Origin of the sequence: Streptomyces sp. BE20, from assembly GCF_036322525.1 — a bacterium.
GTDB lineage: Bacteria > Actinomycetota > Actinomycetes > Streptomycetales > Streptomycetaceae > Kitasatospora.
Map to the genome: position 1 here is coordinate 52,222 of NZ_JAQYWW010000567.1, position 23,333 is coordinate 75,554.

A 23,333-nucleotide genomic window follows, 5' to 3' on the forward strand; every position below is an offset into this window, starting at 1 on the left:
CCCGGGTCGGCGGGGCCGGCCGAGGCGGTACCGGCTCGCCCCTCGGCACCGGATTCGACTCGGCCCGGGTTATCGTCCCGGTGTGCTGTCCGTACTCGTTCTCCCGGCGGCGCTGCTCACGGCCGGAGCGGCGTACTGGCTCGCCCTGGCCTCCCTGCGGCTGGCGGCCGGGGTACCGGTCGCCCTGGCCGCCCTGGTCGGAGCGCCGGCGGTGCTGGGTTCGGCGGCGGCCGTCGGCTGGCTCGCCCGGCCCTCCTACCTCGCGCCGTTCGCCGCCCTCCTCTGGGCGGTCGGCGGGCTCGCCGGCGCCGGACACGGACTGCTGCGCCGCCCCTCCGGCCGACACACCTGACCCGCCCCGGGTCGGGCCCGAGGTCGGGGGCTCCGTGGCCGGGGTGCTGCCCGCCGGATCCACCACGGCACCCCGCCCGCGCCACGCGCCGCCACCGCACGTACCCGTCCCGACTCCGCTCCCGGGGGCTCCCTCCCCTGCCGTCCGGAGTCGCGGCCGGCCGAGCGGTCGGGCCGCGAGCGGCTCCTCCGTCTCCTCCTCGGCCTCGCCACCGCCGCCGACCGGGTGCCCGACCGGCCGGCCGCCCCGGCCCACGGCATCAGACCAGCTCGAACACCCCGTACGAGAAGCCGTCCGCCCGCAGCTCCCCGCTCACCACCCGCACCCCCTGCACGTCGAGCGGCCGGACCGCCCGGCCCTCCGGTGCGGCCCCGCCCAGCTCCACCACCACCGGCTCCCGCCGCGGGTTGACCACCACCAGGTACCGCCCGGCGCGCGTGTAGACCAGCGGGTAGCCCGCGTGCCGGACCTCCACGGAGCCGGTGGCCCCCAGCCCCGGGTGCGCCCGGCGCAGCGCGATCAGCCGCCGGACGGTGTGCAGCAGCGAGGTCGGGTCGGCCCGCTGGGTGGCCACGTCGGGCCGGTGCGGGTCGGGGTCGACCGGCAGGTAGAGCCGCTCGGCGGGAGCCGTCGAGAAGCCCGCGTTCGGGCCGGGCGCCCACTGCATGGGGGTGCGCGAGCCGGCCCGGTTGTACTGCGGGCCGAGCACGCTCCCCTCGACGTCCGGCAGGCCGGGCAGGTACCGCATGCCGATCTCGTCCCCGTAGTAGACCGCCGGCAGTGTGGGCCAGGTGAGCAACAGCGCGAAGGCCGGGGCGAGTTGCTCCGCGGTGCGCGGTCCGGTGGCGAGCCGGGAGAAGTCGTGGTTGGCCGTGGGGAGTGCGATGTAACCGGCGCCCTCGGTGAGTTCGGCGGCGGAGCGCCAGGCGTCCAGGAAGACCCGGGGCGTGCCGCGCCCCTCGGCCTCGAAGTAGCAGGGCCCCTGCTTCCAGTACTCCTCGACCGTTCCGGCGTTGTTGTTCCAGAGCGAACGCAGTGGCAACCCCTGGTCGGCGCCGCCGAACTGGAGGAAGAAGTCCGCGTGGAAACCGGCTGCCACGGCGGCGGCCGGCTCTCCCCACTCGGCGAACAGGGCCGCCTGCGGGTGGGTGCGGTCGAGCCAGTCCCGCAGTTCGGTCCAGAGCTTGCCGGTCTCGGTGAAGCCGGGGTCGTCCTTGACCATCGAGGAGGCCATGTCGACCCGGAAGCCGCTCAGGCCGAGGCCGAGCCAGTGGTCCATGATCTCGCGCAGCGCGGCACGGTTGGCACGCGGTCCCTCGGCGTCCACCGACTGCCGCCAGGGCTGGTCGGCACTCTCGCGCGCGTAGCCGAAGTTGAGTGCGGGCTGGCAGTCGAAGAAGTTGGGCCGGTACCAGCCGGGACGGCCGCCGGGCGAGGCGACGAAGCCGTCCACCGGGCCGTCGGACCAGATGTAGCGGTGGTCGGACGGGTCCTCGGCCGCGGCCAGGAACCAGGGGTGGCGGTCGGAGGTGTGGGCGGCGACCAGGTCCAGCAGGACCCGGATGCCCTTGCTCCGCGCGGCCTCGACCAGGGCGGCGAGGCCCTCCGTGGTGCCGTAGCGCGGCGCGGGCGTCAGGTAGTCGGCGACGTCGTACCCGGCGTCGCGGAACGGCGAGGCGAAGCACGGGTTGAGCCAGACCGTGTCGACACCCAGCCACGAGAGGTGGTCGAGGTGCTCGGTGACGCCCGTGAAGTCGCCGATTCCGTCGCCGTCCGAGTCGGCGAAGGTCTGCGGGTAGATCTGGTAGAGGACGGCGTCGGCCAGCCAGTCGGGGCCGGGGCGGGTCGAGGTCATGGGTGGATCCTCCTGCCGGGTGCCGGGGGCTCTCGATTCTCGTTGAATCCCGGCCGTCCCAACAGTCCGCAGCGACCACTCCCGGCGCCGAAGCGGGCCTCCGGGGCCTGTGGCGGGAGGAGCCCCCGGGTCGTCCCGCACTCCTCCCGCGCCGCTTCAGCGCCCTCCCGCTCCCCCTCCCCGCGCGCCCCGCACCCCTCCCGAACCGCTCCGCCCACCCTCCGCACCCCCGCGACCCGCAGTTCCGCAGCCTTGAAGCCTCAAAGCCGCGGAGCCTCAAAACTGCGGAGCCCGCCCCGCCGTCCGCTACCGCGCCGCGCAGGCCGCCGTGAACGCCTTCGCCCGCCGGGTGATCTCCGCCCAGTCCCCGGCCGCGACCACGTCCGGCGGCACCACGTCCGTCCCGGCACAGACCGCGAGCGCGCCCTGGGCCAGGAACTCGCCCGCGTTGCCCCCGTTGACGCCTCCGGAGGCGACCAGCGGAACGTCCGGGTACGGGCCGCGGAGGTCCTTGAAGTAGCCGGGACCGAACGCCCGCGCGGGGAAGATCTTCACGGCGGCGGCGCCCAGGTCGACCGCCAGGGCCACCTCGGTCGGAGTGAGCGCACCCAGGACGACCGGCACCCCGGCGGCATGCGCGGCGTGCGCCACCTCGGGCCGCAGACCGGGGGTGACCAGGAAGGAAGCACCGGCGTCGAGCGCCCGCCCGGCCTGCTCCGGGGTCAGCACCGTACCGACCCCGACCCGCCAGCCGGCACGCGCGGCCTGCTCGACGTGGGACGTCACGTCCGGTGTGGTGAAGGTGAGTTCGGTCCAGGTGATGCCGCCCTCGGCGAGCGCGGCGCAGAGCGCGGCGGCGTCCGGTATCCGGGGGGCACGGACGACGGCGATGACCGGTTCGGCGGCCAGCGCCGCGCGCGTGGCGGCGAGCACGGCGGGGTCGGCGGCAACCGGACCGACCGGGGCGGCGGGGTCGACGACGGCGGCCGGGTCGACGGAATCGACGGTGACGGGCTGAGAGTTCATGCGGCTCGGGTTCCTCGTGCGGTTCGGCGCAGGGCCCGCCCCGGGCGCGCGCCCGTGGTGCGGCCCTGCCGGACGACGGCTGTGCCGTTGACGTAGACGTGCTCGATGCCGACGGCGGGCCGCCGCGGCTGGTCGAAGGTGGCCGCGTCCTGGACGCGTTCGGGGTCGAACAGGACGAGGTCCGCGTGGTGGCCCGGGGTGATCCGGCCCCGCCGGTCCAGGCGGAGCCGGGCGGCGGGCCGGCCGGTCATCCGGGCGATCGTCTCCTCCAGCGTGAGCACGCCCGCCTCCCTGCTGTAACGGGCCAGGTACCGGGGGAAGGTGCCCCAGGCACGCGGGTGCGGCCGGGCCCCGACCAGCAGCCCGTCACTCCCGACGGTGTGCGCACGGTGGCGCATGATCGCCCGGACGTTCTCCTCGTGGCCGACGTGCTGGAGGATCGTGGTGGCCAGCTCGTCGCGGCGCAGCAGGTCGAGGAAGACCTCCGTCCCGGAGCGGCCCTGCTCGGCGGCGAGCTCGGCCACGGACCGGCCGACGGCACCGGCCAGTTCCTGGTTCCGGACGCCGGACAGCTGGATGGTGGCCCAGTCGGTGACCACCCCGTGGCAGCCGTCGCTGCCCTTCTCCTCCACCTCGTACCGGATGCGCTCGCGCACCGCGGGATCGCCCAGCCGGTCGAGGGTGGCGCGCGGGCCGCCCTCGGTGGACCAACTGGGGAGCAGCGCGGCCAGTGTGGTGGAACCGGGCAGGTAGGGGTAGCTGTCCAGGGTGAGGTCCACCCCGTCGTCGAGCGCCCGGTCGACGAGGTCGAGCAGTTCGCCGGCCCGTCCCCGGTTGACGCCGAAGTTCATCGTGGCGTGGGTCAGGTGGAGCGGACAGCCGGAACGCCGGGCGATCTCCACCATCTCCGCGTAGCCCTCCAACGCTCCCTCGCCGTAGGAGCGTTGGTGCGGGGCGTGGAATCCGCCGTACTCGGCGACCACGCGGCAGAGCTCGACGAGTTCGGCGGTGTCGGCGTACATCCCGGGCGTGTAGGTCAGCCCGCTGGACATCCCGACCGCGCCCTCGGCCAGCCCCTGGGCCAACAGCGCGCGCAGCCGGTCGAGTTCGGCGGCGCTCGGGGCCCGGTTCTCCCATCCGACGACGAGCATCCGCAGCGATCCGTGCGGCACCAGGTAGCAGGCGTTGACGGCGGGACCGGTCCGGTCCAGCCGATCCAGGTAGCCGCCGACCGTCCGCCAGTCCCAGTCGAAGTCCTCCGGGTCGCCGTTCCAGCCGGCGATCTGGCGGCGGAGGGCAGGCAGCGTACGGTCGTCGACCGGGGCGTAGGAGAGGCCGTCCTGGCCGAGGACCTCGCAGGTGACACCCTGGGTGGCCTTGGCCGGATGCTCGGGTTCGAGCAGCAGGGCGAGGTCGGAGTGGGCGTGCATGTCGATGAACCCGGGAGCCAGCACCAGCCCGTCGGCGTCCACCACCCGCGCCCCGTCGACACCGCGGCCGATCTCGGCGATCAGTCCGTCGGCGATCCGGACGTCGGCCCGGTACCGTTCGGCGCCGGTGCCGTCGATGACCGTGGCCCCCTTGAAGACCACCTCGCGGGCACCGGGCCCGTTGCCGCGGTCCACCCGGCCCGCCGGCTCGCCCTCGCCGCCCGGCCCCTGCTCCCGGCTCATCAGAAGAACGTCCTGACCAGCCCGGTGACCTTCGGCTCGGCCGCCGAGGCGTCGTCGAGCACCGGGATCAGCGCCCACTTGTCGAAGGCGGTGCACGGGTGCGAGACGCCCAGCCTCAGCACGGCACCGATCGGCGCGAGGTCGCCCGCGTCCCGCAGGAAGGCGTGCTGGTCGTTGAGAGCGGTGATCCGCGCCGCGGTCCCGGTCAACTCCGCCCCGCCCCGGACGCGTTGCGGCTCCGGGAGCCCTTCGTCGAACGGCAGGTCGCGCTTTCCGGCGTCCAGCAGCGCCAGGTGCGGTTCCGGCCGGGAGACCACCCGGGCCCACCCGTGCAGCGCACTGCGCAGCGGTGCCCCACCGGCGTCCGTCCCACCCGCGGCGCCGGCGGCCCGGGCGAGCGGGGAGATCCCCCGGTAGAAGCCGTCGTCGTGGGCGATGTACGCACCGGAACGGAGCACCACGAAGGCTTCCGGAAGGGCCCCCAACTCCTCGGCCACCAGGTCGAAGTAGGCACTCCCCCCGGCCGTGACCACGGGCGCCGAGCCGTCGGCGTACGCGCTAGCCAGCCGTCCGTGCAGTTCGGCGAGGGTCCGCAGGTACGTCCGGACGGCGGCGAGCCCGTCCTCGCTCGCGTCATGGGCCAGCGCGCCCTCGTAGCCGCCGATCCCGGCAAGCCGCAGGGTGGGCGCACGCAGCACGGCGGCGGCGATCTCGACCGCCTCGTCGACGGTACGGGCGCCGGTGCGCCCGCCCGGGCCGCCGAGTTCGACCATCACCTCGACCTGACGCTCGGCGCCCGCGGCCCGCAGCCCCTCGTCCATCAGCCGGACGCTCGCGGCGGAGTCCACCCAGGAGGTGAAGGCGAAGGCCGGGTCGGCGGCCAGTTCGCCGGCCAGCCAGCCGAGGCCGGCCGGGTCGAGCAGGGTGTTGGCGAGCAGCACCCGCTGGACGCCGAAGGCCCGCGCCACCCTGATCTGCGGCAGGTTGGCGAGGGTGATGCCGTGGCTTCCCGCGGCCAGCTGGGCCTGCCACAGCGCGGGGGCCATGGTGGTCTTGCCGTGCGGGGCGAGCGCCACGCCCGCCTCGGCGCACCAGGCGGCCATGGTCCGCAGATTGTGGTCGAGCGCGCCGGCGTCGAGGGTGAGCAGCGGGGTGCCGAGGTCGGCGAGGGCGGGGCCGGTGGCCAGGTAGTCGCGGACGCTCAGGCCCCAGGCGGCCGGCGGCAGCGCCTTGAACCGCCAGTCGAGCGTCTCGTCGGCGAGCGCCGCCACCGCCCCGGTGTCGATGCCCGGCCCGGTGCCGCTGCTTGCGAAGGTCTGGTCCACCGTCTTCCTCCATTTGCCGTGTTGCAACATACGCAACGAGGGTTGCACATGCTGGCAGCACGGTTCTAGCATCGGCGCCGGACGAAGGTCAACGACGGTCGCCCCCGGCAGGCGGGCCACCCGGTCGGCCGCAGCACCCCCACCCGGTCGGCCGCAGCACCCCGAGGAGCCCAGCAGATGCCACGACAGGACGCCGCCGTGAGCCCGGGCACCCCACAGCTCGGCGGCCCGGCGGCGGCCGGACCCGACCCGGCCGGGCCCGCAGTGGCCGCGCCGGCCACCCCGGCCGGCTCCGCCGCGCCCGCCCCGGGGGACGTCCGGGACGGCGCCCCCGCCACCCCGGCCGCCGTCTGCGTGGGCGAGTCGATGGCCGTCCTCCTGCCCGACCGGCCCGGCCCTCTGGAGTCGGTGGAGGCGTTCCGACTATCCGTCGGCGGGGCCGAGTCGAACGTGGCGGGCGCCCTGGCCGCGCTGGGCGTGCCGAGTGCCTGGATCAGCCGGGTCGGCGACGACGGCTTCGGCCGCCGCCTGCTCGGCGAGCTCACCGCACGGGGGGTGGACGTCTCGGCGGTCGCCGTCGATCCGCACCGCCCCACCGGCCTCTACCTCAAGGAGATCGGCGGCTCCACCGGCGGCGGGTTCGACCTCGGTCCCGGCCGCAGCCGGCTCCACTACCACCGGCGGGGTTCTGCCGCCGCCGCGCTCTCCCCCGCCCTGCTCGCCGACCCGGCCGCAGCCCGGCTACTGGCCGGCGCCCGGCTGCTGCACCTCTCCGGCATCACCGCGGCGCTCTCCGACGACTGCCTGGCCCTGCTCCGCGCCCTGCTCGCCGACCGCCGCCCGGGCCGTCTGGTCAGCTTCGACCTCAACTGGCGCCCGGCGCTCTGGCGCGACCGCGACGTCTCGGTGCTCCCGCCGCTGCTGGACGCCGCCGACCTCCTGCTGATCGGCGCCGACGAGGCCGAGGCCGCGTTCGGCATCGGCGACCCGCACGAGCTGCGCCGCCGGTTCCCCTCCCCCGCCACCCTGGTGGTCAAGGACGCCGCCCGGCTGGTCACCGCCCTGGAGCGGGACGGGAGCACCGTCAGCGAGCCGGCGCTCACCGTCGAGGTGGTCGAGGCGACCGGGGCCGGCGACGCCTTCGCCGCCGGATACCTGGCCGGCACGGTGCGCGGCCTCGACCAGCGGCGCCGTCTGCGACTCGGCCACCTGAGCGCGGCGTGCGCGCTGACCGCCGACGGCGACCAGGCCGAGCTGCCCCCGGAGCCGGTGGTCGCCGCCCTGCTCGCCGCCTCCCCGGAGGACTGGGCGTCCACCCGGGTGTCGGCGGATGGCATCGTGTCCCCTGTACTGCCCGCGGTCGCACGGACCGTCCCGGCCTCCAGCGTGTCGGCGCCCGCCACGGCGACACCCGCGGCGGCCACGCCCGCTCCGGCCGCGCCGGCGCCGGGGGGCGGTGCCGCCGACCCCCGACCGGCCGCCTCCCCGGCCCTTGGAGCACGATGAGCCAGACCGTCACCCGCGCCCTGCGCATCCTCGCCGAGCTCGGCGAGGGCGAGCGCTCGCTGGACCAGCTCGCCGAGGTGCTCGGCGTGCACAAGACCACCGTGCTCCGGCTGCTCCAGAGCCTCGAAGAGGAACGATTCGTCTACCGCGATCCGGCGTACCGCTACCACCTGGGCGCCGGGCTCTTCGCCCTCTCCGGCCTGGCGCTGGAGCAGCGCGGGGTCCGCCGGATCGCCGCACCGCACCTGGCCGAGCTGAACGCCGCCACCGGCCAGACCGTGCACCTGGCCGCGTACGAGGGGGGCGAGGTGGTCTACATCGACAAGTACGACTCCCGCCACCCGGTGCGGATGTACTCGCGGATCGGCCTGCGCGCGGCCCTGCACAGCGCCGCGGTCTCCAAGGTGCTGCTGGCCGACCTGCCGGTGCCGGAGCGCCGCCGGGTGGTGGCCGGGATCGACTTCACCCCGCACACCGCCCGCACCCTGACCACGCCCGAGGCACTGCTGGCCGAACTGGAGAAGGTCGCCGTCCAGGGCTGGGCGCAGGACCACGCCGAGCACGAGGCGTTCATCAACTGCGTGGCCGCACCGATCCGGGACGCCAGCGGCCGGGTGGTCGCCGCCGCCTCGATCTCGGTGCCGGACGTCGTCCTCCCGTACGAGCAGGTGCTGGAGCTGCTGCCCCAGCTGCTCGCCACCACCCGCGCCGTCTCGGCCGACTGCGGCCAGACGCCGCCGACCACCTGAGCAATCACCGCAACGAAGGAAGCGCATGAGCGACAAGACCGAGATCCGGACCGACGGCGCCCCCGCCCCGGCGTGGATGTTCTCCCAGGGCGTCCGCAAGGGCCCGATCCTCCAGGTGTCCGGCCAGGGCCCGCAGGACCCGGCCACCGGCGAGTACCTGTTCCACGGCGACGTGAAGGCCCAGACCCGGCGGACGCTGGAGAACGTCAAGGCGATCGTCGAGGCGGGCGGCGCCACGATCGAGGACGTGGTGATGTTCCGCGTCTACCTCACCAAGCGTGCCGACTTCCCGCTGATGAACGAGGTCTATGCCGAGTTCATCGACGAGAACATCAGGCCGGGCGGGGTGAAGCCCTGCCGGACCACGATCTTCGCCGAGCTCCCGCAGGAGCCGATGCTGGTCGAGATCGACGCCCAGGCCGTCGTCGGCTGATCACGCGGCCACGCGGCCACGCGGCCACGCGGAAGGGCCCGGACACTCGTCCGGGCCCTTCCGCGTGGCCGTGGCTCACCTCCCGGCTGCCACCGCGCGCTCCGTCGGCCCCGCCACCGGGGCCGACGCGGAAGCCGCCACCGCGCCGTCCGGACCGGCAGCGCCTGCCACCCCGCCGGAGGCCGGTCCCCCCGCCACCACCACCCGGCCGCCGCCGCTCCGGCCCGCACGCCGGTCCAGAGCACCGGACAGCACGGCCACACCGAGCGCCGCGGCGGCCATCAGTCCGCCCACCCAGTTCGGCGCCTGGTAGCCGAGCCCGGCCGAGATGACCAGCCCACCGAGCCAGGCGGCCAGCGCGTTGCCCAGGTTGAACGCGGCGATGTTCGCGGCCGAGGCGAGGGTGGGCGCGCCCGCCGCCTGGTCCATCACCCGCTTCTGCAGCGGGGCGACGGTGGCGAAACCGAACACCCCGATCAGCGGGATGGCCACGATCGCGCCGACCCGGCTCTGCGCGGCGAAGGTGAAGGCGAACAGCAGCACCGCGAGCACCGCGAGGATCACGTAGAGGCTGCGCATCAGCGCACGGTCGGCGAACCAGCCCCCGAGCAGGTTGCCGACGAAGAGGCCGACCCCGAAGAGGAAGAGCAGCCAGGTGACGCCGGACGGCGAGAAGCCGGCGAGCTCGGTCATCATCGGCGTGATGTAGGTGAACATCGCGAAGATGCCGCCCCAGCCGAGCACCGTCATGGTCAGCGCGAGCCAGATCTGCGGGGTCCGGAAGACGGCCAGCTCGGCGCCGAGCCGGGCCCCCTCCGGCCGAGACTGGACGGGGACGAGCGCGGCGATGCCTGCGAAGCCGATCACCCCGAGCGCGGCGACCACGTAGAAGGTGGAACGCCAGCCGAAGTGCTGGCCGAGCAGCGTGCCCATCGGGACGCCGAGCACGTTGGCGGCGGTGAGTCCGGTGAACATGAGGGCGATGGCGCCGGCCCTCTTGTGCGGGGCGACCAGGTCGGCGGCGACCACCGAACCGATGCCGAAGAACGCGCCGTGCGCGAAGGCGGCGAGGATCCGCCCGGCCATCAGCAGCCCGAAGGCGGGGGCCGTCGCGGAGACCAGGTTCCCGACGATGAACAGGCCGGTCAGCATCAGCAGCATGCCCTTGCGGGGGACGCGGGCGCCGAGGACGGTGAGCAGCGGCCCGCCGACGACGACGCCGAGCGCGTAGCCGGAGATGAGCAGGCCGGCGGTGGGGATGGACACCGAGAAGTCGCCGGCGACCTCGGGCAGCAGGCCCATGATCACGAACTCGGTGGTGCCGATGCCGAAGGCGCTGATCGCCAGCGCCAGGAGCGCGAGAGGCATGAGAGGGACCGCTTTCCGGAGCGTTGCAGGGGTACCGGTCAGCCGCACACCAAACCATTGCGCATGCAACTACCAGCGTCGACAATACGACCGCTCGCCGGATACTTGCAAGCGCGGCATATAGACGGCCGCCTACAACACCCCCCGCGGCAGCCGCACCCCGCTCCCCCTTCGGCCACTCGTCACCACCCCCCGCACGCGACGGCCCGCGTCACCTTGCCTCACGCAGCGCAAGTCATTAGGTTAGCCTCACCTAACTAGCCGGAGGCTGCCATGAACCCCACCCCCATCGACGCCGAGGTCCCCGAGCCCACCGCCGCCGAACGGGTCGGCAGCCTGCTCTGCGCAGCCTCCTCCGTCGTCGTCCGCGCCTTCGGCGAGCACCACGAACTCACCACCCCCGTCTCGGTCCACGGCTCCAGGCTCCGCCTGCGCGCCCCGCTCGACGCCCCGCTCACCCTCGCGACCGTCCGCGAGCAGGACGGACTCCCCGTCGTCCTCGACCTCACCGACATCGCGCCGGTCGCCGTCCGCGACCGGGTCCGCGGACGCCTCACCCTGGCCGGGCGCCTCCACCTCGCCCACCTCGCCGACGACGGCCTCAGCGTCCACCTCCGCCTGGACGTCGCCCACGCCGTCCTCTCCACCCCGTACGGCACCAGCGCCCTCACCGGCGCCGACCTCGCCCTCGCCACCCCGGACCCGCTCGCCCGCTACGAGGCCGGCATGCTCACCCACCTCGCCGACGACCACCCGGACGCCCTCGCGGTGCTCACCCGCCTCCTCGACCCGGAGCTGCTCGTCGACCACCCCGACGTCCGGCCGCTCGCCCTCGACCGGTACGGCCTGGTGCTCCGCCTCGACCACGCGCACGGCCACCGTGACGTCCGGCTGGTCTTCCCCGAACCGGCCCACGACGCCGACGACTTCGGCCACCGCGTGCACCAGCTGCTGACCGCCGCGCAGCAGGCCGAGCCCGCGCACCGGCGCTGACCCCCGCCCCACCCCCGCCCCACCACCGGCCCGACTCTCCCGCCCGGCCCGGCCGTTGACGGCCGGCCGCGCACCGCCGGTCACCCATGCCGCAGAACCGGGCGGCCGGGAGATTCCGCGAGCGTCCACCGGGTCGACCGCGCCCACCCTCGCGTCCCCGGCGGCCGCACACTCCGGCGAGCCCTGCCGACCGGCACCACCGCCCCGCGCCGCTGACGGCAGCCGAACGATCCGTTCGCCCGGAAACCACTCCGGAAACCCCTCCCCGAGCCCCTCCCGGAACCCTTCCGGAACCCTTCCGGAACCCTTCGGGCTTCGACCTGAATTCGGCGGGAATCCGGCCGGCCGGACAATCCATCGGAAAGATCCCCCGGGGGGGCGAAAACGACAAAGGCCGGCCCGGTCCGCGAGAGGAGGTCTCGCGAACCGGGCCGGCCCAACGGGCGTGTCCCGCGCCCGTGGATCCACTGGTGGTGCGGCGATCACCCGGTCGAGCGGTCACCCGACATGACCATTCCGGGAGGTCGTTCACCCCGCACCCAGCGGTGGTTCTGGTGCTCGATCAGATCGAGACGCCGTGCGCCCGCAGGTAGGCGATCGGGTCGATGTCCGAGCCGTACTCCGAGCCGGTGCGGATCTCGAAGTGCAGGTGCGGGCCGGTCACGTTGCCGGTCGCACCGGAGAGGCCGATCTGCTGGCCGGCGGTGACGGTCTGACCGACCTTCACCGCGATCGAGGACAGGTGCGCGTACTGGGCGTACTTGCCGTCGGCGAGCTTGATCTCGACCTCGTTGCCGTAGGCGCCGCCGTTGCCGGCCTTCACCACGGTGCCGGCCGCGATGGCGCGCAGCGGGGTGCCGGTGGCAGCGGAGAAGTCGACACCGGTGTGGTGGCCGGAGGACCACATGGAACCGGCGACACCGTAGGCGGTACCGAGCTTGGTACCGGCCAGCGGGGCGACGTAACCGGAGGAGGCGACCACGGGAGCCGGCGCCGGGGCGGCGGGCTTCGCGGCCTGGACCGGCGCGGGCTTGGCGGCGGGCGCGGCGGGCTTCGCGGCCGGGGCGACCGGCTTGACGGCCGGGGCGGCGGGCTTCGCGGCCGGCTTCACCGAGTCCTGCGAGACCTGCGGCTTGGCGGCGGGCGCGGCCGGCTTGGCGGCCTCGACGGCCTTGCCGCCGAGTGCGAGCTGCTGGCCCGGGTAGATCAGGTTCGGGTTGGCGCCGACGACCGAGCGGTTGTGCTCGTACAGGGCCTCCCAGCCGCCCTGGACGTTCTTCGCGTCGGCGATCTTCGACAGGGTGTCCCCACCGGCGACCTTGTAGGTCTCCTCGGCCGCGGCGGCCGGGGCGGTCTCGGCGGCCGGGGCGGCGGCCGGGGCGGCGGCCGGGGCGGCGTCGACGCTGGCGGCGCCGTTCCAGGTGCTGGTCTGGTGGGGCTTGGCGGCCGGAGCCTCGTGGGCCTGGGCGCTCACGGTGGTGACCAGCGGGAGGGCGAAGGCGGCGCCGGTGACGGCGGTGGCGATACCGATGCGGACGGCGCGGGGCAGGGCGATACGACGAGCCTGTGCGGCCATGGCTGATGTCCTCTCCGACGCCTACGAGGTGAGCTGTCGGGTTCGGGCTGGAGTTGCCCGGCCGCATCTAGGCGGCTTCACCCCAAGCCGGACCGCGAATTCCGGTCCGGCGACTTACCTTTGGGTCCCCCGCTCCTGCCGAACAGAGTTCGTTGCGTACCACCGGGCAGCGGCAGGACTAGGCGTTCCACCCGGTGGCCACCCGGGCTGACGCCGGGCGGTCGCTGAACTAAAACTCATCCGTCCGAGTGAAGCAATGTCGATCTCTTGAACTCGCAACAAAACACCGGACCGCCGTCACGCTCCGAATGATCGGCTGCACAGTACGCACACAATCGATTCACGGCGCGCCACTGATCCACGACCCTCCGCCGATTTCCGGACCGGTCCGCACACGATCACTCACGGAAAGCCATCCGCCGACACGCCCCCGGTGACCCTTGTCACGTCGGCCCCCGGGGCGGACGATCATGCCGTGGCCACCTCCGAGGCCGGCATCCTGCGGTTGGGCACCGCGCAGGGTCGCTGGGTACTTCTGGCGACGGTGCTCGGCTCCAGCCTGGCGATGCTCGACGGGACCGTCGTGAACGTCGCGCTGCCCAGGATCGGGACCGATCTCGACGCCCCGCTCGCTGCCCTGCAGTGGACGCTCAACGCCTACCTGCTCACCCTGGCCGGGCTGATCCTGCTCGGCGGCGCGCTCGGGGACCGGTACGGCCGGCGCCGGATCTTCCTGCTCGGCGTGGTCTGGTTCGCCGTCGCCTCCGCGGCCTGCGCGGCCGCGCCCACCATCGAGGTGCTGGTCGCCGCCCGCGCGGTGCAGGGCGTCGGCGGGGCCCTGCTCACCCCGGGATCACTGGCGATGCTCCAGGCGGTCTTCCACCCCGAGGACCGCTCCGCCGCGGTCGGCCTCTGGTCCGGCCTCGGCGGGGTGTCGGCGGCGGTCGGACCGTTCCTCGGCGGCTGGCTGGTGGACGGGCCGGGCTGGCGGTGGATCTTCCTCCTGAACGTCCCGCTGGCCGCGCTGGTCGTCGCGGTGACCGCCCGACACGTGCCGGAGAGCCGGGACGAGTCCTCGACCGGCCGGTTCGACGTCCTCGGCGCGGTGCTGGCCGCAGTGGCCCTGGGGACCTTCACCTACGCGCTGACCGCCGCCGGGGAGGGCCTCTCCCCCGGGGTCTGGCTCACCGGGGCGGCCGGGCTGCTGCTGGGCGTGGCCTTCGTGCTGGTCGAGCGCCGCACGCCGGAGCCGATGCTGCCGCTCGGACTCTTCTCGTCACGCCTGTTCACGGCGGTGAACCTGGTCACCCTCGCCGTCTACGCGGCGTTCAGCGGGGTCTTCTTCCTGCTCGTCGTGCAGCTCCAGATCGTCTCCGGCTTCTCCCCCCTGGTCTCCGGGGTGGCCCTGGTGCCGATCACCGTGCTGATGCTGGCGCTCTCCGCACGGGCCGGCCGGCTGGGCAAGCGGATCGGGCCCCGGCTGCCGCTCACCGTCGGCCCGCTGCTCTGCGCCGCCGGCGTGCTGCTGATGCTGCGGATCGGCCCCGACGCCTCGTACTGGACGGACGTGCTACCGGCCGTCACGGTGATGGGCTGCGGGATGGTGCTGCTGGTCGCACCGCTGACCGCGACGGTGCTGGCGGCGGTGGAGGTACGGCACGCGGGGATCGCCAGCGGCGTGAACAACGCCGCCGCCCGGGCCGCCGGCCTGCTCGCGGTCGCCGCCCTGCCGTCGTTGGCGGGGCTGAGCGGCGACGCCTACCAGGTGCCGGCCTCGGTGGACGCGGCGTTCCGCACCGCGATGCTGATCTGCGCCGGGCTCCTGGTGGCCGGCGGGCTGACCGCGCTGGTCACCGTGCACGGCAACGTCCTGGCGCCGGAGGATCACCCGGTGGCCGAGCCGGACTGCCGGTACGCCTGCGCCACCGGCGCACCGCCACTGGATCCGGGCCACGCGCCGGAGGCGTCCGAGCACGGCGAAGGCCCCGCCACCGGTACGGTGACGAGGCCCCGGCCGGACGCCTGACGAGACGCCGGACCAGCCTGACGGAACGTCAGAGGATGTCGCCCGGAGCGTACTTGGCGGCCTCGGGGTGGGCGGCCGCGACCGCCTCGATCTGCCGGACGACCTCGGCGACCTGGGCACCGGCGGCGCCGGTGAAGGCGAGCCGGTCACCCAGCAGCGCGTCCAGCGCGGCCCGGTCCAGCGGGATCCGCTCGTCGTTCGCGAGGCGGTCCAGCAGCTCGTTCTCCCGGGCGCCGGCGCGCATCGCGAGCGCGGAGGCGACGGCGTGCTCCTTGATGACCTCGTGGCCGGCCTCCCGGCCGACGCCCGCGCGGACCGCGCCCATCAGCACCTTGGTGGTGGCCAGGAACGGCAGGTAGCGGTCCAGCTCGGCCTCGATCACGGCGGGGAAGGCGCCGAACTCGTCGAGGACGGTCAGGAAGGTCTCCAGCAGACCGTCGAACGCGAAGAAGGCGTCCGGCAGCGCGACCCGGCGGACCACGGAGCAGGAGACGTCGCCCTCGTTCCACTGGTCGCCGGCCAGCTCGGCGGTCATCGACGCGTAGCCGCGCAGGATGACGGCCAGGCCGTTGACGCGCTCGCAGGAGCGGGTGTTCATCTTGTGCGGCATCGCGGAGGAGCCGACCTGGCCCTCCTTGAACCCCTCGGTGACCAGCTCGTGGCCGGCCATCAGGCGGATCGTCTTGGCCAGGCTGGACGGCGCGGCCGACAGCTGGACGAGGGCGGTCAGGACCTCGAAGTCCAGCGAGCGCGGGTAGACCTGGCCGACGCTGGTGAGCACGTTGTCGAAGCCGAGGTGCGCGGCGACCCGGCGCTCCAGCTCGGAGAGCTTGTCGGTGTCGCCGTCGAGCAGGTCGAGCATGTCCTGGGCGGTGCCGACCGGGCCCTTGATCCCGCGCAGCGGGTACCGGGCGATCAGCTCCTCCAGGCGGCGGAAGGCGACCAGCAGCTCGTCGGCGACGGACGCGAAGCGCTTGCCCAGGGTGGTGGCCTGCGCGGCCACGTTGTGCGAGCGGCCGGCCACGACCAGCTCGGCGTGCTGGGCGGAGAGACGGCCCAGCCGGACCAGGACGGCCACGGCGCGGTCGCGCACGTGCTCCAACGACTGCCGGATCTGCAGCTGCTCGACGTTCTCGGTCAGATCGCGGGAGGTCATCCCCTTGTGGATCTGCTCGTGGCCGGCGAGCTCGCTGAACTCCTCGATGCGGGCCTTCACGTCGTGCCGGGTGATCCGCTCGCGGGCGGCGATCGACGCGAGGTCGACCTGGTCGATCACTCGCTCGTAGTCGGCGACGGCCGTGGCCGGCACCTCGACGCCGAGGTCCTGCTGGGCCTTCAGGACGGCAAGCCAGAGGTGGCGCTCAAGCACCACCTTGTGCTCGGGGGACCAGAGCTGGGCCAGGGTCGCCGAGGCGTACCGGGAGGCCAGGACATTGGGGATCTGGGGCTTCGCGCTCACGCTTCGCAAGCCTAACAGCCGAGGTCAGCCGGAACCGCGCCGGTCCGGCGGCCACGGCGGACGGGCCGGACGGAGCGACCCGGGCCGGGGGCCGACGGAAACCGGGCAGCGGTCGCGCCGGGCGCGCCCGGGAGTCGCGGAGGGCCCCCGGGAGTCGCGGAGGCTTCAGGGAGCCGCCCGGCCGCTGAGCACCGGGAGCACCTGGACGCAGACCGAGTGCAGCGCCACCCGCTGCTCGTCGGTCATGGTCCCGATGGCCTGGTGGGTCCGGATCATCTCGCCCCGGATCAGCCCCAGAATCTCCCGGCCCTGCTCGGTGATGACGACGATCTTGACCCGCCGGTCCCCGGCCGCCGCCTCGCGGTGGGCCAGGCCCAGCGACTCCAGACGGTCGACGATCCCGGTCACGTTGGAGGCGTCACAGCCGAGGCGGCCGGCCAGCGCGCGCATCGGCACCGGCTCCTGGACGGCGCCGAGCGCCTTGGCCTGCGAGGAGGAGAGACCGTGCCGGGACGCGGCGGCCGCGAAGTCCTGGAAGTACGCGGCGCCGACGGCGGCCAGTGCCTCCATCAGCTCGCCGTTGGTCGGTACGGTCGTCGTCGCTGTCGAACCCATGAGGTCAGGGTACGACCGAGTGCTTCAGTAACTCAAGCTTTGAGCACGGCAAAGACCTGCCGCCCGGAGCGCGGGCTGCCCGGTCAGAGCACCAGCTGGTCGAAGAGCCGCCGCAGCTCGGCCTCCGGGTCCGCGGTCAGCCCGGTGTGCACCGGCCCCGGCTGGACCACCGCGCTGCGCGGCGCGGTCAGCCAGCGGAACCGCTGACCCGGGCTGTCCGCCGCCGCCGGACCGGCCTGCGGCCCGCCCTGGCAGACCACCTCGATCCCGTGCAGCGCCCGCCGCACCCCGGCGACGTCGACCACCGGGTCCAGCGCCAGCAGCCGCGCCTGGTCCAGGTGCGTCCGCGCCGCCAGGTGGGCGCTCTGCCGGCAGTACAGCAGCACGCCGACGTTGACGCACTCGCCGCGCTCCACCCGGGGCACCGCCCGGATCACCGCGTACTCGTAGTCGTGCAGTTCGGCGACGGCCGGCAGCGCCGACCGGATCGGGCCGGTCATGCGGACACCTCCGGCAGCCAGTCCCGCGGACCGGCCAGTCGCTCGGTCAGCTGGGCGCGGTACGCGGCGCGCACCGCCTCGGGCGAGTCGAACCCCGGCTCGTCCACCAGCCAGACGTCGGGGATCCGCGCCACCGCCTCCCCGATCGCCGACTCCGCCAGCGGGGCGAGCACCTTGTCGGCCGCGAGCAGGTCGGGCTCGGCGCGCAGCAGCGCGTGGTCGGAGGCGTCGTACGCCCGGCGGGTCCAGGCAGCGGCGCCGGGCCAGTGGTGGTGGAAGATCAGGCTGGCGCCGTGGTCGATCAGCCGCAGCCCGCCGGTCGCGACCAGCAGGTTGGGATTGCGCCAGGAGCGGTCGACGTTGCCGATCAGCGCGTCGAACCAGAGCACCTGACCGGCCAGTCCGGAGTCCACCTCGAAGCAGACCGGGTCGAAGTTGAGCGCACCGCTGACGAAGGCCATGCCCAGGTTGACCCCGCCGCTGGCCCTCATCTGATCCTGGATCTGCGGGTCCGGCTCGCTGCGCGCCAGCACCGGGTCCAGGTCGACGGTGACCAGTTCGGGCACCGGCAGGCCGAGCCGCCGGCCGAGCTCCCCGGCCAGCACCTCCGCGACCAGCGCCTTGCGGCCCTGCGCGGCACCGACCCATTTCAGCGCGTAGAGCCGCCGGTCGTCGGCCTCGACCAGGCCCGGCATCGAGCCGCCTTCTCGCAGTGGCGTCACATAACGGACCGCCGTCACCTCGGGGAGCACGGCCGACAGCCTATCCGGCATATGCACGGGGCGGGTGTCGCTCGGCATGCTCGCCCGCCCGGGTCGTCCCGGTGGCAGCCCGTGCTGCTCCGTGCGAGTGTGGCGGACAGTAGCGGGGTAGACGCCTGCCCGGCACCACCTGCACCACTGGCACCTGTACTGCCGTGACCTGCACCGCTGTGAACTGCGCCGATTCGACCGGCACCGACTCGGCCCGCACCGTGACTGAACGACACCGTGACTGAACGACATGCACTGTGAGGGACGCACGATGGAACGACCCCGGATCCTGATCGTGGGCGGCGGCTTCGCCGGGCTGGAGTGCGCGCGCCGTCTGGAGCGCAAGCTCGCTCCCTCGGAGGCGGAGATCTCACTGGTCACACCATTCAGCTACCAGCTGTACCTGCCCCTGCTGCCGCACGTGGCGGCCGGCGTGCTCACCCCGCAGTCGGTGGCCGTCTCGTTGCGCCGGACGCTGCGCCGGACGCACATCGTCCCCGGCGGCGCGATCGGCGTCGATCCCGGGTCCAAGGTCTGCGTGGTCCGCAAGATCACCGACGAGGTGGTGGCGCTGAAGTACGACTACCTGGTCCTCGCCCCCGGCAGCGTCACCCGCACCTTCGACATCCCCGGCCTGACCGACTACGCGCGCGGGATGAAGACGCTCGCCGAGGCGACGTACGTCCGGGACCACGTGATCGCCCAACTCGACCTCGCCTCCGCCACGCTGGACCAGCGCGAGCGCGAGTCCCGGCTCCAGTTCGTGGTGGTCGGCGGCGGCTACGCCGGCACCGAGACCGCCGCCTGTCTGCAACGGCTCACCACGGCGGCGGCCCTCCGCTACCCGCGGCTGGACGCCCGCCAGATCAAGTGGCACCTGATCGACATCGCCCCGAAGCTGATGCCCGAACTCGGCGACGCGCTCGGCACCGCCGCCCTGGAGGTCCTGCGCGGGCGCGGCATCGAGGTCTCGCTGGGCGTCTCGGTGGCCGAGGTCGGCGCCGAGTCGGTCAAGTTCACCGACGGCCGGGTGCTGCCCTGCCGGACCCTGATCTGGACGGCGGGCGTCGCGGCCAGCCCGCTGATCGGCACCCTCGACGCGGAGACCGTGCGCGGCCGGATCGCGGTGACGGCGGAGATGCGGGTGCCGCAGTTCGAAGGCGTCTTCGCGCTCGGCGACGCGGCCGCCGTGCCCGACCTCGCCAAGGGCGACGGCGCGGTCTGCCCGCCGACCGCCCAGCACTCGGCCCGCCAGGGCCGTGCCGTGGCCGGCAACGTGATCGCCGCCCTCCGCCACCAGCCGCTGGAGCCCTACTACCACAAGGACCTGGGCCTGGTCGTGGACCTCGGCGGCAAGGACGCCGTGTCGAAGCCGATCGGCGTGGAACTGCGCGGGGTGCCTGCCCAGGTGGTGGCACGCGGGTACCACCTGATGGCGATGCGCACCAACGCCGCCAAGTTCCGGGTCGGCGCGAACTGGCTGCTCAACGCGACCGCCGGTGACGACTTCGTCCGCACCGGCTTCCTGGCCCGCCAGCCCGCCCGGTTGCGCGACTTCGAGTACACCGACGCCTATCTGACGAAGGATCAGGTGAAGGCGCACGCCCAGGCGCTGCTCGCCAAGGGCTGACCGCCCGGCCGCGTCCGCGCCGTCCGGCCGGCGCCGGTGCCCCTCCCGCGACGGCCGTCGCGGGAGGGGCACCGGCCTTTCACCGCACGCTACTTCGCGGTCAGGTACATCCCGCCGGCGTCCTGCCCCGCCGTGTTGCGGCAGGCCCAGTTGCCGCTCGGCCTGGCGAACAGCAGGGTCAGGCATCGCCCGAGAGCCAACTGCCCGTAGTAGTTGGGGTGCAGGGACTCCTGGAGGGTGCCCTGGGAGGTGTTGAGCCCGCCGTCCAGGAACCTCGCCCACTCACTGGTGGTGGCGGAGGGCGCGCTGGTCGAGGTGGCCTGCCGGGTCGCCTTCGAGCAGACCTCGCGCCCCTGCAGCGTGTCGGCCAGGTCCAGGAACTGCACGCCCTTGGCCGCCGCGACCCCGGCCAGCGAGCGGGAGATCTGCGGCACCAGCGAGTCCCGCGCCCAGTCCGCGTCGCCGTTCCAGAGCGGACAGCCGCCGGTGTCCGACCGGCTCCAGCCGCTCTCCGGGTAGCGGATCTCGGCGGCCCTCGGGATCGGCGACGGGTAGGACTGGAGCACGATCCGGTAGTCGCCGCTCCCGTATCCGGCAGCCGCCATCACCGTGCGGATCTCGTCCACCGCCTTGCCGACCCCGGCCATCGCCGCCGGCATCCGGGCGTCGACCTCGCTCTGCTGGTCGTCGTGACAGTAGGAGTACCAGACGAGGTAGTCGGCGACGCAGGTCTCGATCACGTCGGCGAAGCCGAGGTCGTTGCCCCCGATCGACAGCGTGACCAGCTTGACGCTGTACTGCTTCGCCACGGCGGCGAGCTGGTCGGCCTGCGGGGCCTCGCCCTTGAAGGACCGGCCGCCGGCGGCGGCACGGAAGACGTTCTCGGCGACGGCACCCGAACAGGCCAGGTTGATCTGGACCTGGGCCACGGTCGGTGCGCTGCGCACCTCTGCCACGTCCGAGCGGTCGCACCCGCTCGCGTAGGTGGCGCCGTAGATCCTGGCCGGGTCGGCCGAGCTGCCGCTCCAGGCCCGGTCGGTTCCGGCCCGGCTGCCGCCGGAGGCAACGGAGTTGCCCTTCCAGCGGCCGGCCTCGCCGGAGATGTAGCTGTCGCCGAGGGTGACGCTGGCGGTCTGCCCGGCGAGAACCGCGCCGGCGGGGGACGCCGGGGCGGCGACCGCCGGCGCGGTGGTCAGCGCGGTGGCCAGCGGGAGTGCGAGGGCTGCGGTGAGCAGCCGCCCGCTCCAGGAGGTGGTCCTGCGGATGATGCTCGAACGGTTTTCGGGCACGGCGGAACTCCTGCGGTCGGTCTCGCCCGCACAGTGGGGTCGGGGAGACACGGAGGTGAGGGTGGGCCGCCGGCCGGTGGCGCGATGAAGATGACATGCTCGCGCTTGTTACCGCTAGGTATCTGCACCGGATTTCTCGCTGGGTTACCGACCGGTTCAGCTCAGTCGCGAAACGGCGCCGCCCGTTCCGAGGACGCCGGCCAGGTCATCGGCCAGACGCCGCGCCTCCGCGGGGTCCAGCTCCGCGACGGTGATCCGCAGCCCGGGCGGGGACTGCAGCCGGTACCGCGCGCCGGGCGCCACGACCCAGCCCCGCTGCACCAGGGAGGCCAGCACGGTGGTCTCGTCCGGCACCGGCACCCAGACGTTGAGCCCGCTCGCCCCGTGCGCCGCGATCCCGCGCGCGGCCAGGTCGCCGATCAGCGCGTCCCGGCGCGCCCGGTACGCGGCGGCGACCCGCCCGGCCGGCGCCGCGTCGGTGCGCCACAGCTCGGCCACCGTGCACTGGAGCAGATGACTGACCCAGCCGGCCCCGAGCCGCTGCCTCCCGAGCACGCGACCGATGGTGTCCTCGTCGCCGACGGCGACCGAGAGCCGCAGGTCCGGCCCGTAGGCCTTGGCCGCCGAGCGGACCACCGCCCAGTGCGTCGGACCGGCCCCGGCCAGCGGGCGGTAGGGCTGGTCGACGATGCCGTGACCGTGATCGTCCTCGATCAGCAGCACGTCCGGATGGCCGGCCAGCACCGCCCGCAGCTCCTCGGCCCGGCCGGCGGTGAGCACCGCCCCGGTGGGATTCTGCGCCCGGCTGGTCACGACGACCGCCCGGGCCCCGCCGGCCAGCGCCTCGGCCAGCGCGTCGGGCAGCGGACCCGCGTCGTCCAGCCGGACCGGCGCGGCCCGCAGGCCCAGCGCCGGCAGCAGGTCCAGCAGGCTCCCCCAGCCCGGGTCCTCGACGGCGACGGCGTCGCCGGGGCGCAGCCGGGTGGCCAGGATCCGCTCGATGGTGTCGAGCGAGCCGGAGGCGACGGCGATCGGCCCGGCCGGCAGGCCGTCGGCGGCGAAGCCCGCGCCCGCCAGCGCGAGCAGGCCGGCGTCGGCGGCCGACCCCCCGTAGCGCACGGGGGCGCGCCGGGCGGCCTCGGCGGCGGCGGCGAGGGCGGGGGTGAGGTCGGGCAGCAACGCCGGGTCGGGGTTGCCGTTGGAGAGGTCGCGGGCGTTCGGCGGGACGGGCAGCCGGAGCTGGTCGCGGGGGGTGTGGGGCGGCCGGGGGCGGATCCGGCTGCCCTTGCGGCCGGCGGTCTCGATCACGCCGCGGTCGCGGAGCAGCCGGTAGGCGGCGGCCACGGTGTTGGGGTTGACGCCGAGTTCGGTCGCGAGGTCGCGCAAGGGGGGCAGCGCCGCGCCGGGGGCCAGTCGGCCGCTGCTGACGCCCTGCTCGACGTCGGCCGCGATTTCGCTGGCACGCCGACCGGTGATCCGATAGTCTCCTAGCACAAAACAGATTATGCACTAGTACATAGAGGTTGTCATGTCGACCAGGCCGGACGGCGAAGCGTCCTACCCGCGCACCCCGCGCACCACTCCCACCCGCTACAAGGACCGCGCCACCTGGGAGCGGGAGGCGATCCACGCCATCCTCGACGCCACCTACCTCTGCCACCTCGGGTTCGTCGCCGACGGCGCCCCGGTGGTGCTGCCCACCATCCACGCGCGGGTCGGCGACCGACTCTACGTGCACGGCTCCACCGGCAGCCGGCCGCTGCGCGGGGCCCGGGGTGACCAGGGCCTGCCGGTCTGCGTCACCGTCACCCTGGTCGACGCCCTGGTGCTGACCAAGTCGGCGTTCAACCACTCGATCAACTTCCGCTCGGTGGTCGCCCACGGCACCGCCCACCAGGTCACCGATCCCGAGGAGCTGACGACCGCGCTCGACGCCCTGGTCGACCAGGTCGTCCCCGGCCGCTCCGCCGAGGTCCGCCCGGCCAACGCCAAGGAGCTCGCCGCCACCGCCGTGATCCGCCTCGACCTCGACGAGGTCTCCGCCAAGACCCGCGCCGACCTCGCCGACGACGACGCCGAGGACCTCGACCTGCCGCACTGGGCCGGCGTCGTCCCGGTCACCAGCGGCTACGGCACACCCGAGCCGGACGCCTCCACCACCGTGCCGCTCCCCGCCAACGTCCGCGACCTGACGGCCTGACGGGGG

General features: G+C 74.2%; 20 protein-coding genes and 1 riboswitch. Of the genes, 8 read left to right on the top strand and 12 right to left on the bottom strand.

Annotated elements, in window-relative coordinates; all coding sequences use genetic code 11:
• Positions 1-82 precede the first annotated feature (82 nt).
• Positions 83-352: a hypothetical protein gene (locus PUR61_RS09920; protein WP_329877876.1), complete on the top strand. Its 270-nt coding sequence runs from the start codon at positions 83-85 to the stop codon at positions 350-352.
• A gap of 259 nt (positions 353-611) precedes the next feature.
• Here the strand turns inward: PUR61_RS09920 and PUR61_RS09925 are convergent, their stop codons facing one another.
• The 4 genes from PUR61_RS09925 to PUR61_RS09940 form a co-directional block, all read right to left on the bottom strand.
• Positions 612-2,207, bottom strand: coding sequence for an alpha-amylase family glycosyl hydrolase (locus tag PUR61_RS09925; protein WP_329877878.1), 1,596 nt, complete (start codon positions 2,205-2,207; stop codon positions 612-614).
• Positions 2,208-2,513: 306 nt separating this feature from the next.
• Positions 2,514-3,233, bottom strand: coding sequence for a bifunctional 4-hydroxy-2-oxoglutarate aldolase/2-dehydro-3-deoxy-phosphogluconate aldolase (locus tag PUR61_RS09930; protein WP_329877880.1), 720 nt, complete (start codon positions 3,231-3,233; stop codon positions 2,514-2,516).
• A complete protein-coding gene (locus PUR61_RS09935) occupies positions 3,230-4,906 on the bottom strand; it encodes an N-acyl-D-amino-acid deacylase family protein (RefSeq protein WP_329877882.1) in 1,677 nt (558 codons plus the stop codon). Before PUR61_RS09935 ends, PUR61_RS09930 begins: the two co-directional genes overlap by 4 nt.
• Positions 4,906-6,231, bottom strand: coding sequence for an alanine racemase (locus tag PUR61_RS09940; RefSeq protein ID WP_329877884.1), 1,326 nt, complete (start codon positions 6,229-6,231; stop codon positions 4,906-4,908). Before PUR61_RS09940 ends, PUR61_RS09935 begins: the two co-directional genes overlap by 1 nt.
• A 177-nt stretch (positions 6,232-6,408) precedes the next feature.
• Between PUR61_RS09940 and PUR61_RS09945 the strand changes: the two genes are divergently transcribed.
• Genes PUR61_RS09945 through PUR61_RS09955 form a run of 3 tightly spaced genes read left to right on the top strand, consistent with a single transcriptional unit; the run spans position 6,409 to position 8,919 of the window.
• The gene (locus PUR61_RS09945) at positions 6,409-7,737 is read left to right on the top strand and encodes a sugar kinase (RefSeq protein ID WP_329877886.1); all 1,329 of its coding nucleotides are present in this window, start codon (positions 6,409-6,411) and stop codon (positions 7,735-7,737) included.
• Positions 7,734-8,486 carry an IclR family transcriptional regulator gene (locus tag PUR61_RS09950; RefSeq protein WP_329877889.1) on the top strand — a complete coding sequence of 251 codons (753 nt, stop codon included), beginning with the start codon at positions 7,734-7,736 and terminating at the stop codon, positions 8,484-8,486. The genes PUR61_RS09945 and PUR61_RS09950 overlap by 4 nt, the downstream gene beginning before the upstream one ends.
• Before the next feature lie 25 nt (positions 8,487-8,511).
• The gene (locus tag PUR61_RS09955) at positions 8,512-8,919 is read left to right on the top strand and encodes a RidA family protein (RefSeq protein WP_329877891.1); all 408 of its coding nucleotides are present in this window, start codon (positions 8,512-8,514) and stop codon (positions 8,917-8,919) included.
• Between the two features lie 75 nt (positions 8,920-8,994).
• On the opposite strand, the gene PUR61_RS09960 is transcribed toward PUR61_RS09955, so the two are convergent.
• Positions 8,995-10,287, bottom strand: coding sequence for an MFS transporter (locus tag PUR61_RS09960; protein WP_329877893.1), 1,293 nt, complete (start codon positions 10,285-10,287; stop codon positions 8,995-8,997).
• Positions 10,288-10,560: 273 nt separating this feature from the next.
• Here PUR61_RS09960 and PUR61_RS09965 point away from each other — a divergent pair, with 273 nt between their 5' ends.
• A complete protein-coding gene (locus PUR61_RS09965; RefSeq protein WP_329877895.1) occupies positions 10,561-11,280 on the top strand; it encodes a DUF2470 domain-containing protein in 720 nt (239 codons plus the stop codon).
• A gap of 562 nt (positions 11,281-11,842) precedes the next feature.
• On the opposite strand, the gene PUR61_RS09970 is transcribed toward PUR61_RS09965, so the two are convergent.
• Positions 11,843-12,856 carry a M23 family metallopeptidase gene (locus PUR61_RS09970; protein ID WP_329877897.1) on the bottom strand — a complete coding sequence of 338 codons (1,014 nt, stop codon included), beginning with the start codon at positions 12,854-12,856 and terminating at the stop codon, positions 11,843-11,845.
• A gap of 3 nt (positions 12,857-12,859) precedes the next feature.
• Positions 12,860-13,023: riboswitch (cyclic di-AMP (ydaO/yuaA leader) on the bottom strand.
• A gap of 308 nt (positions 13,024-13,331) precedes the next feature.
• Between PUR61_RS09970 and PUR61_RS09975 the strand changes: the two genes are divergently transcribed.
• A complete protein-coding gene (locus tag PUR61_RS09975; protein WP_329877899.1) occupies positions 13,332-14,882 on the top strand; it encodes a DHA2 family efflux MFS transporter permease subunit in 1,551 nt (516 codons plus the stop codon).
• A 28-nt stretch (positions 14,883-14,910) separates the two neighbouring features.
• On the opposite strand, the gene purB is transcribed toward PUR61_RS09975, so the two are convergent.
• The 4 genes from purB to PUR61_RS09995 all read right to left on the bottom strand — a co-directional run bounded on the left by purB (position 14,911) and on the right by PUR61_RS09995 (position 18,208).
• Positions 14,911-16,341: an adenylosuccinate lyase gene (gene purB / locus PUR61_RS09980; RefSeq protein ID WP_329877901.1), complete on the bottom strand. Its 1,431-nt coding sequence runs from the start codon at positions 16,339-16,341 to the stop codon at positions 14,911-14,913.
• 165 nt (positions 16,342-16,506) lie between these two features.
• The gene (locus PUR61_RS09985) at positions 16,507-16,956 is read right to left on the bottom strand and encodes a MarR family winged helix-turn-helix transcriptional regulator (protein ID WP_329877903.1); all 450 of its coding nucleotides are present in this window, start codon (positions 16,954-16,956) and stop codon (positions 16,507-16,509) included.
• 83 nt (positions 16,957-17,039) lie between these two features.
• Positions 17,040-17,456 carry a DUF3037 domain-containing protein gene (locus PUR61_RS09990; protein WP_329877905.1) on the bottom strand — a complete coding sequence of 139 codons (417 nt, stop codon included), beginning with the start codon at positions 17,454-17,456 and terminating at the stop codon, positions 17,040-17,042.
• Positions 17,453-18,208 (bottom strand): HipA family kinase, encoded by a 756-nt coding sequence (locus PUR61_RS09995; RefSeq protein WP_329877907.1) that lies wholly within the window; start codon positions 18,206-18,208, stop codon positions 17,453-17,455. Before PUR61_RS09995 ends, PUR61_RS09990 begins: the two co-directional genes overlap by 4 nt.
• A gap of 271 nt (positions 18,209-18,479) precedes the next feature.
• Here PUR61_RS09995 and PUR61_RS10000 point away from each other — a divergent pair, with 271 nt between their 5' ends.
• The gene (locus PUR61_RS10000) at positions 18,480-19,838 is read left to right on the top strand and encodes an NAD(P)/FAD-dependent oxidoreductase (protein ID WP_329877909.1); all 1,359 of its coding nucleotides are present in this window, start codon (positions 18,480-18,482) and stop codon (positions 19,836-19,838) included.
• Between the two features lie 89 nt (positions 19,839-19,927).
• Here the strand turns inward: PUR61_RS10000 and PUR61_RS10005 are convergent, their stop codons facing one another.
• Together PUR61_RS10005 and PUR61_RS10010 are read right to left on the bottom strand one after the other, a co-directional pair.
• On the bottom strand, positions 19,928-21,127 hold the full coding sequence (locus PUR61_RS10005) for a GDSL-type esterase/lipase family protein (protein ID WP_329877911.1): 1,200 nt from the start codon (positions 21,125-21,127) through the stop codon (positions 19,928-19,930).
• A 156-nt stretch (positions 21,128-21,283) separates the two neighbouring features.
• Positions 21,284-22,621 carry an aminotransferase class I/II-fold pyridoxal phosphate-dependent enzyme gene (locus PUR61_RS10010; protein ID WP_329877913.1) on the bottom strand — a complete coding sequence of 446 codons (1,338 nt, stop codon included), beginning with the start codon at positions 22,619-22,621 and terminating at the stop codon, positions 21,284-21,286.
• A 34-nt stretch (positions 22,622-22,655) separates the two neighbouring features.
• Here PUR61_RS10010 and PUR61_RS10015 point away from each other — a divergent pair, with 34 nt between their 5' ends.
• Positions 22,656-23,327: a pyridoxamine 5'-phosphate oxidase family protein gene (locus PUR61_RS10015; protein ID WP_329877915.1), complete on the top strand. Its 672-nt coding sequence runs from the start codon at positions 22,656-22,658 to the stop codon at positions 23,325-23,327.
• The last annotated feature ends 6 nt before the right edge of the window (positions 23,328-23,333 follow it).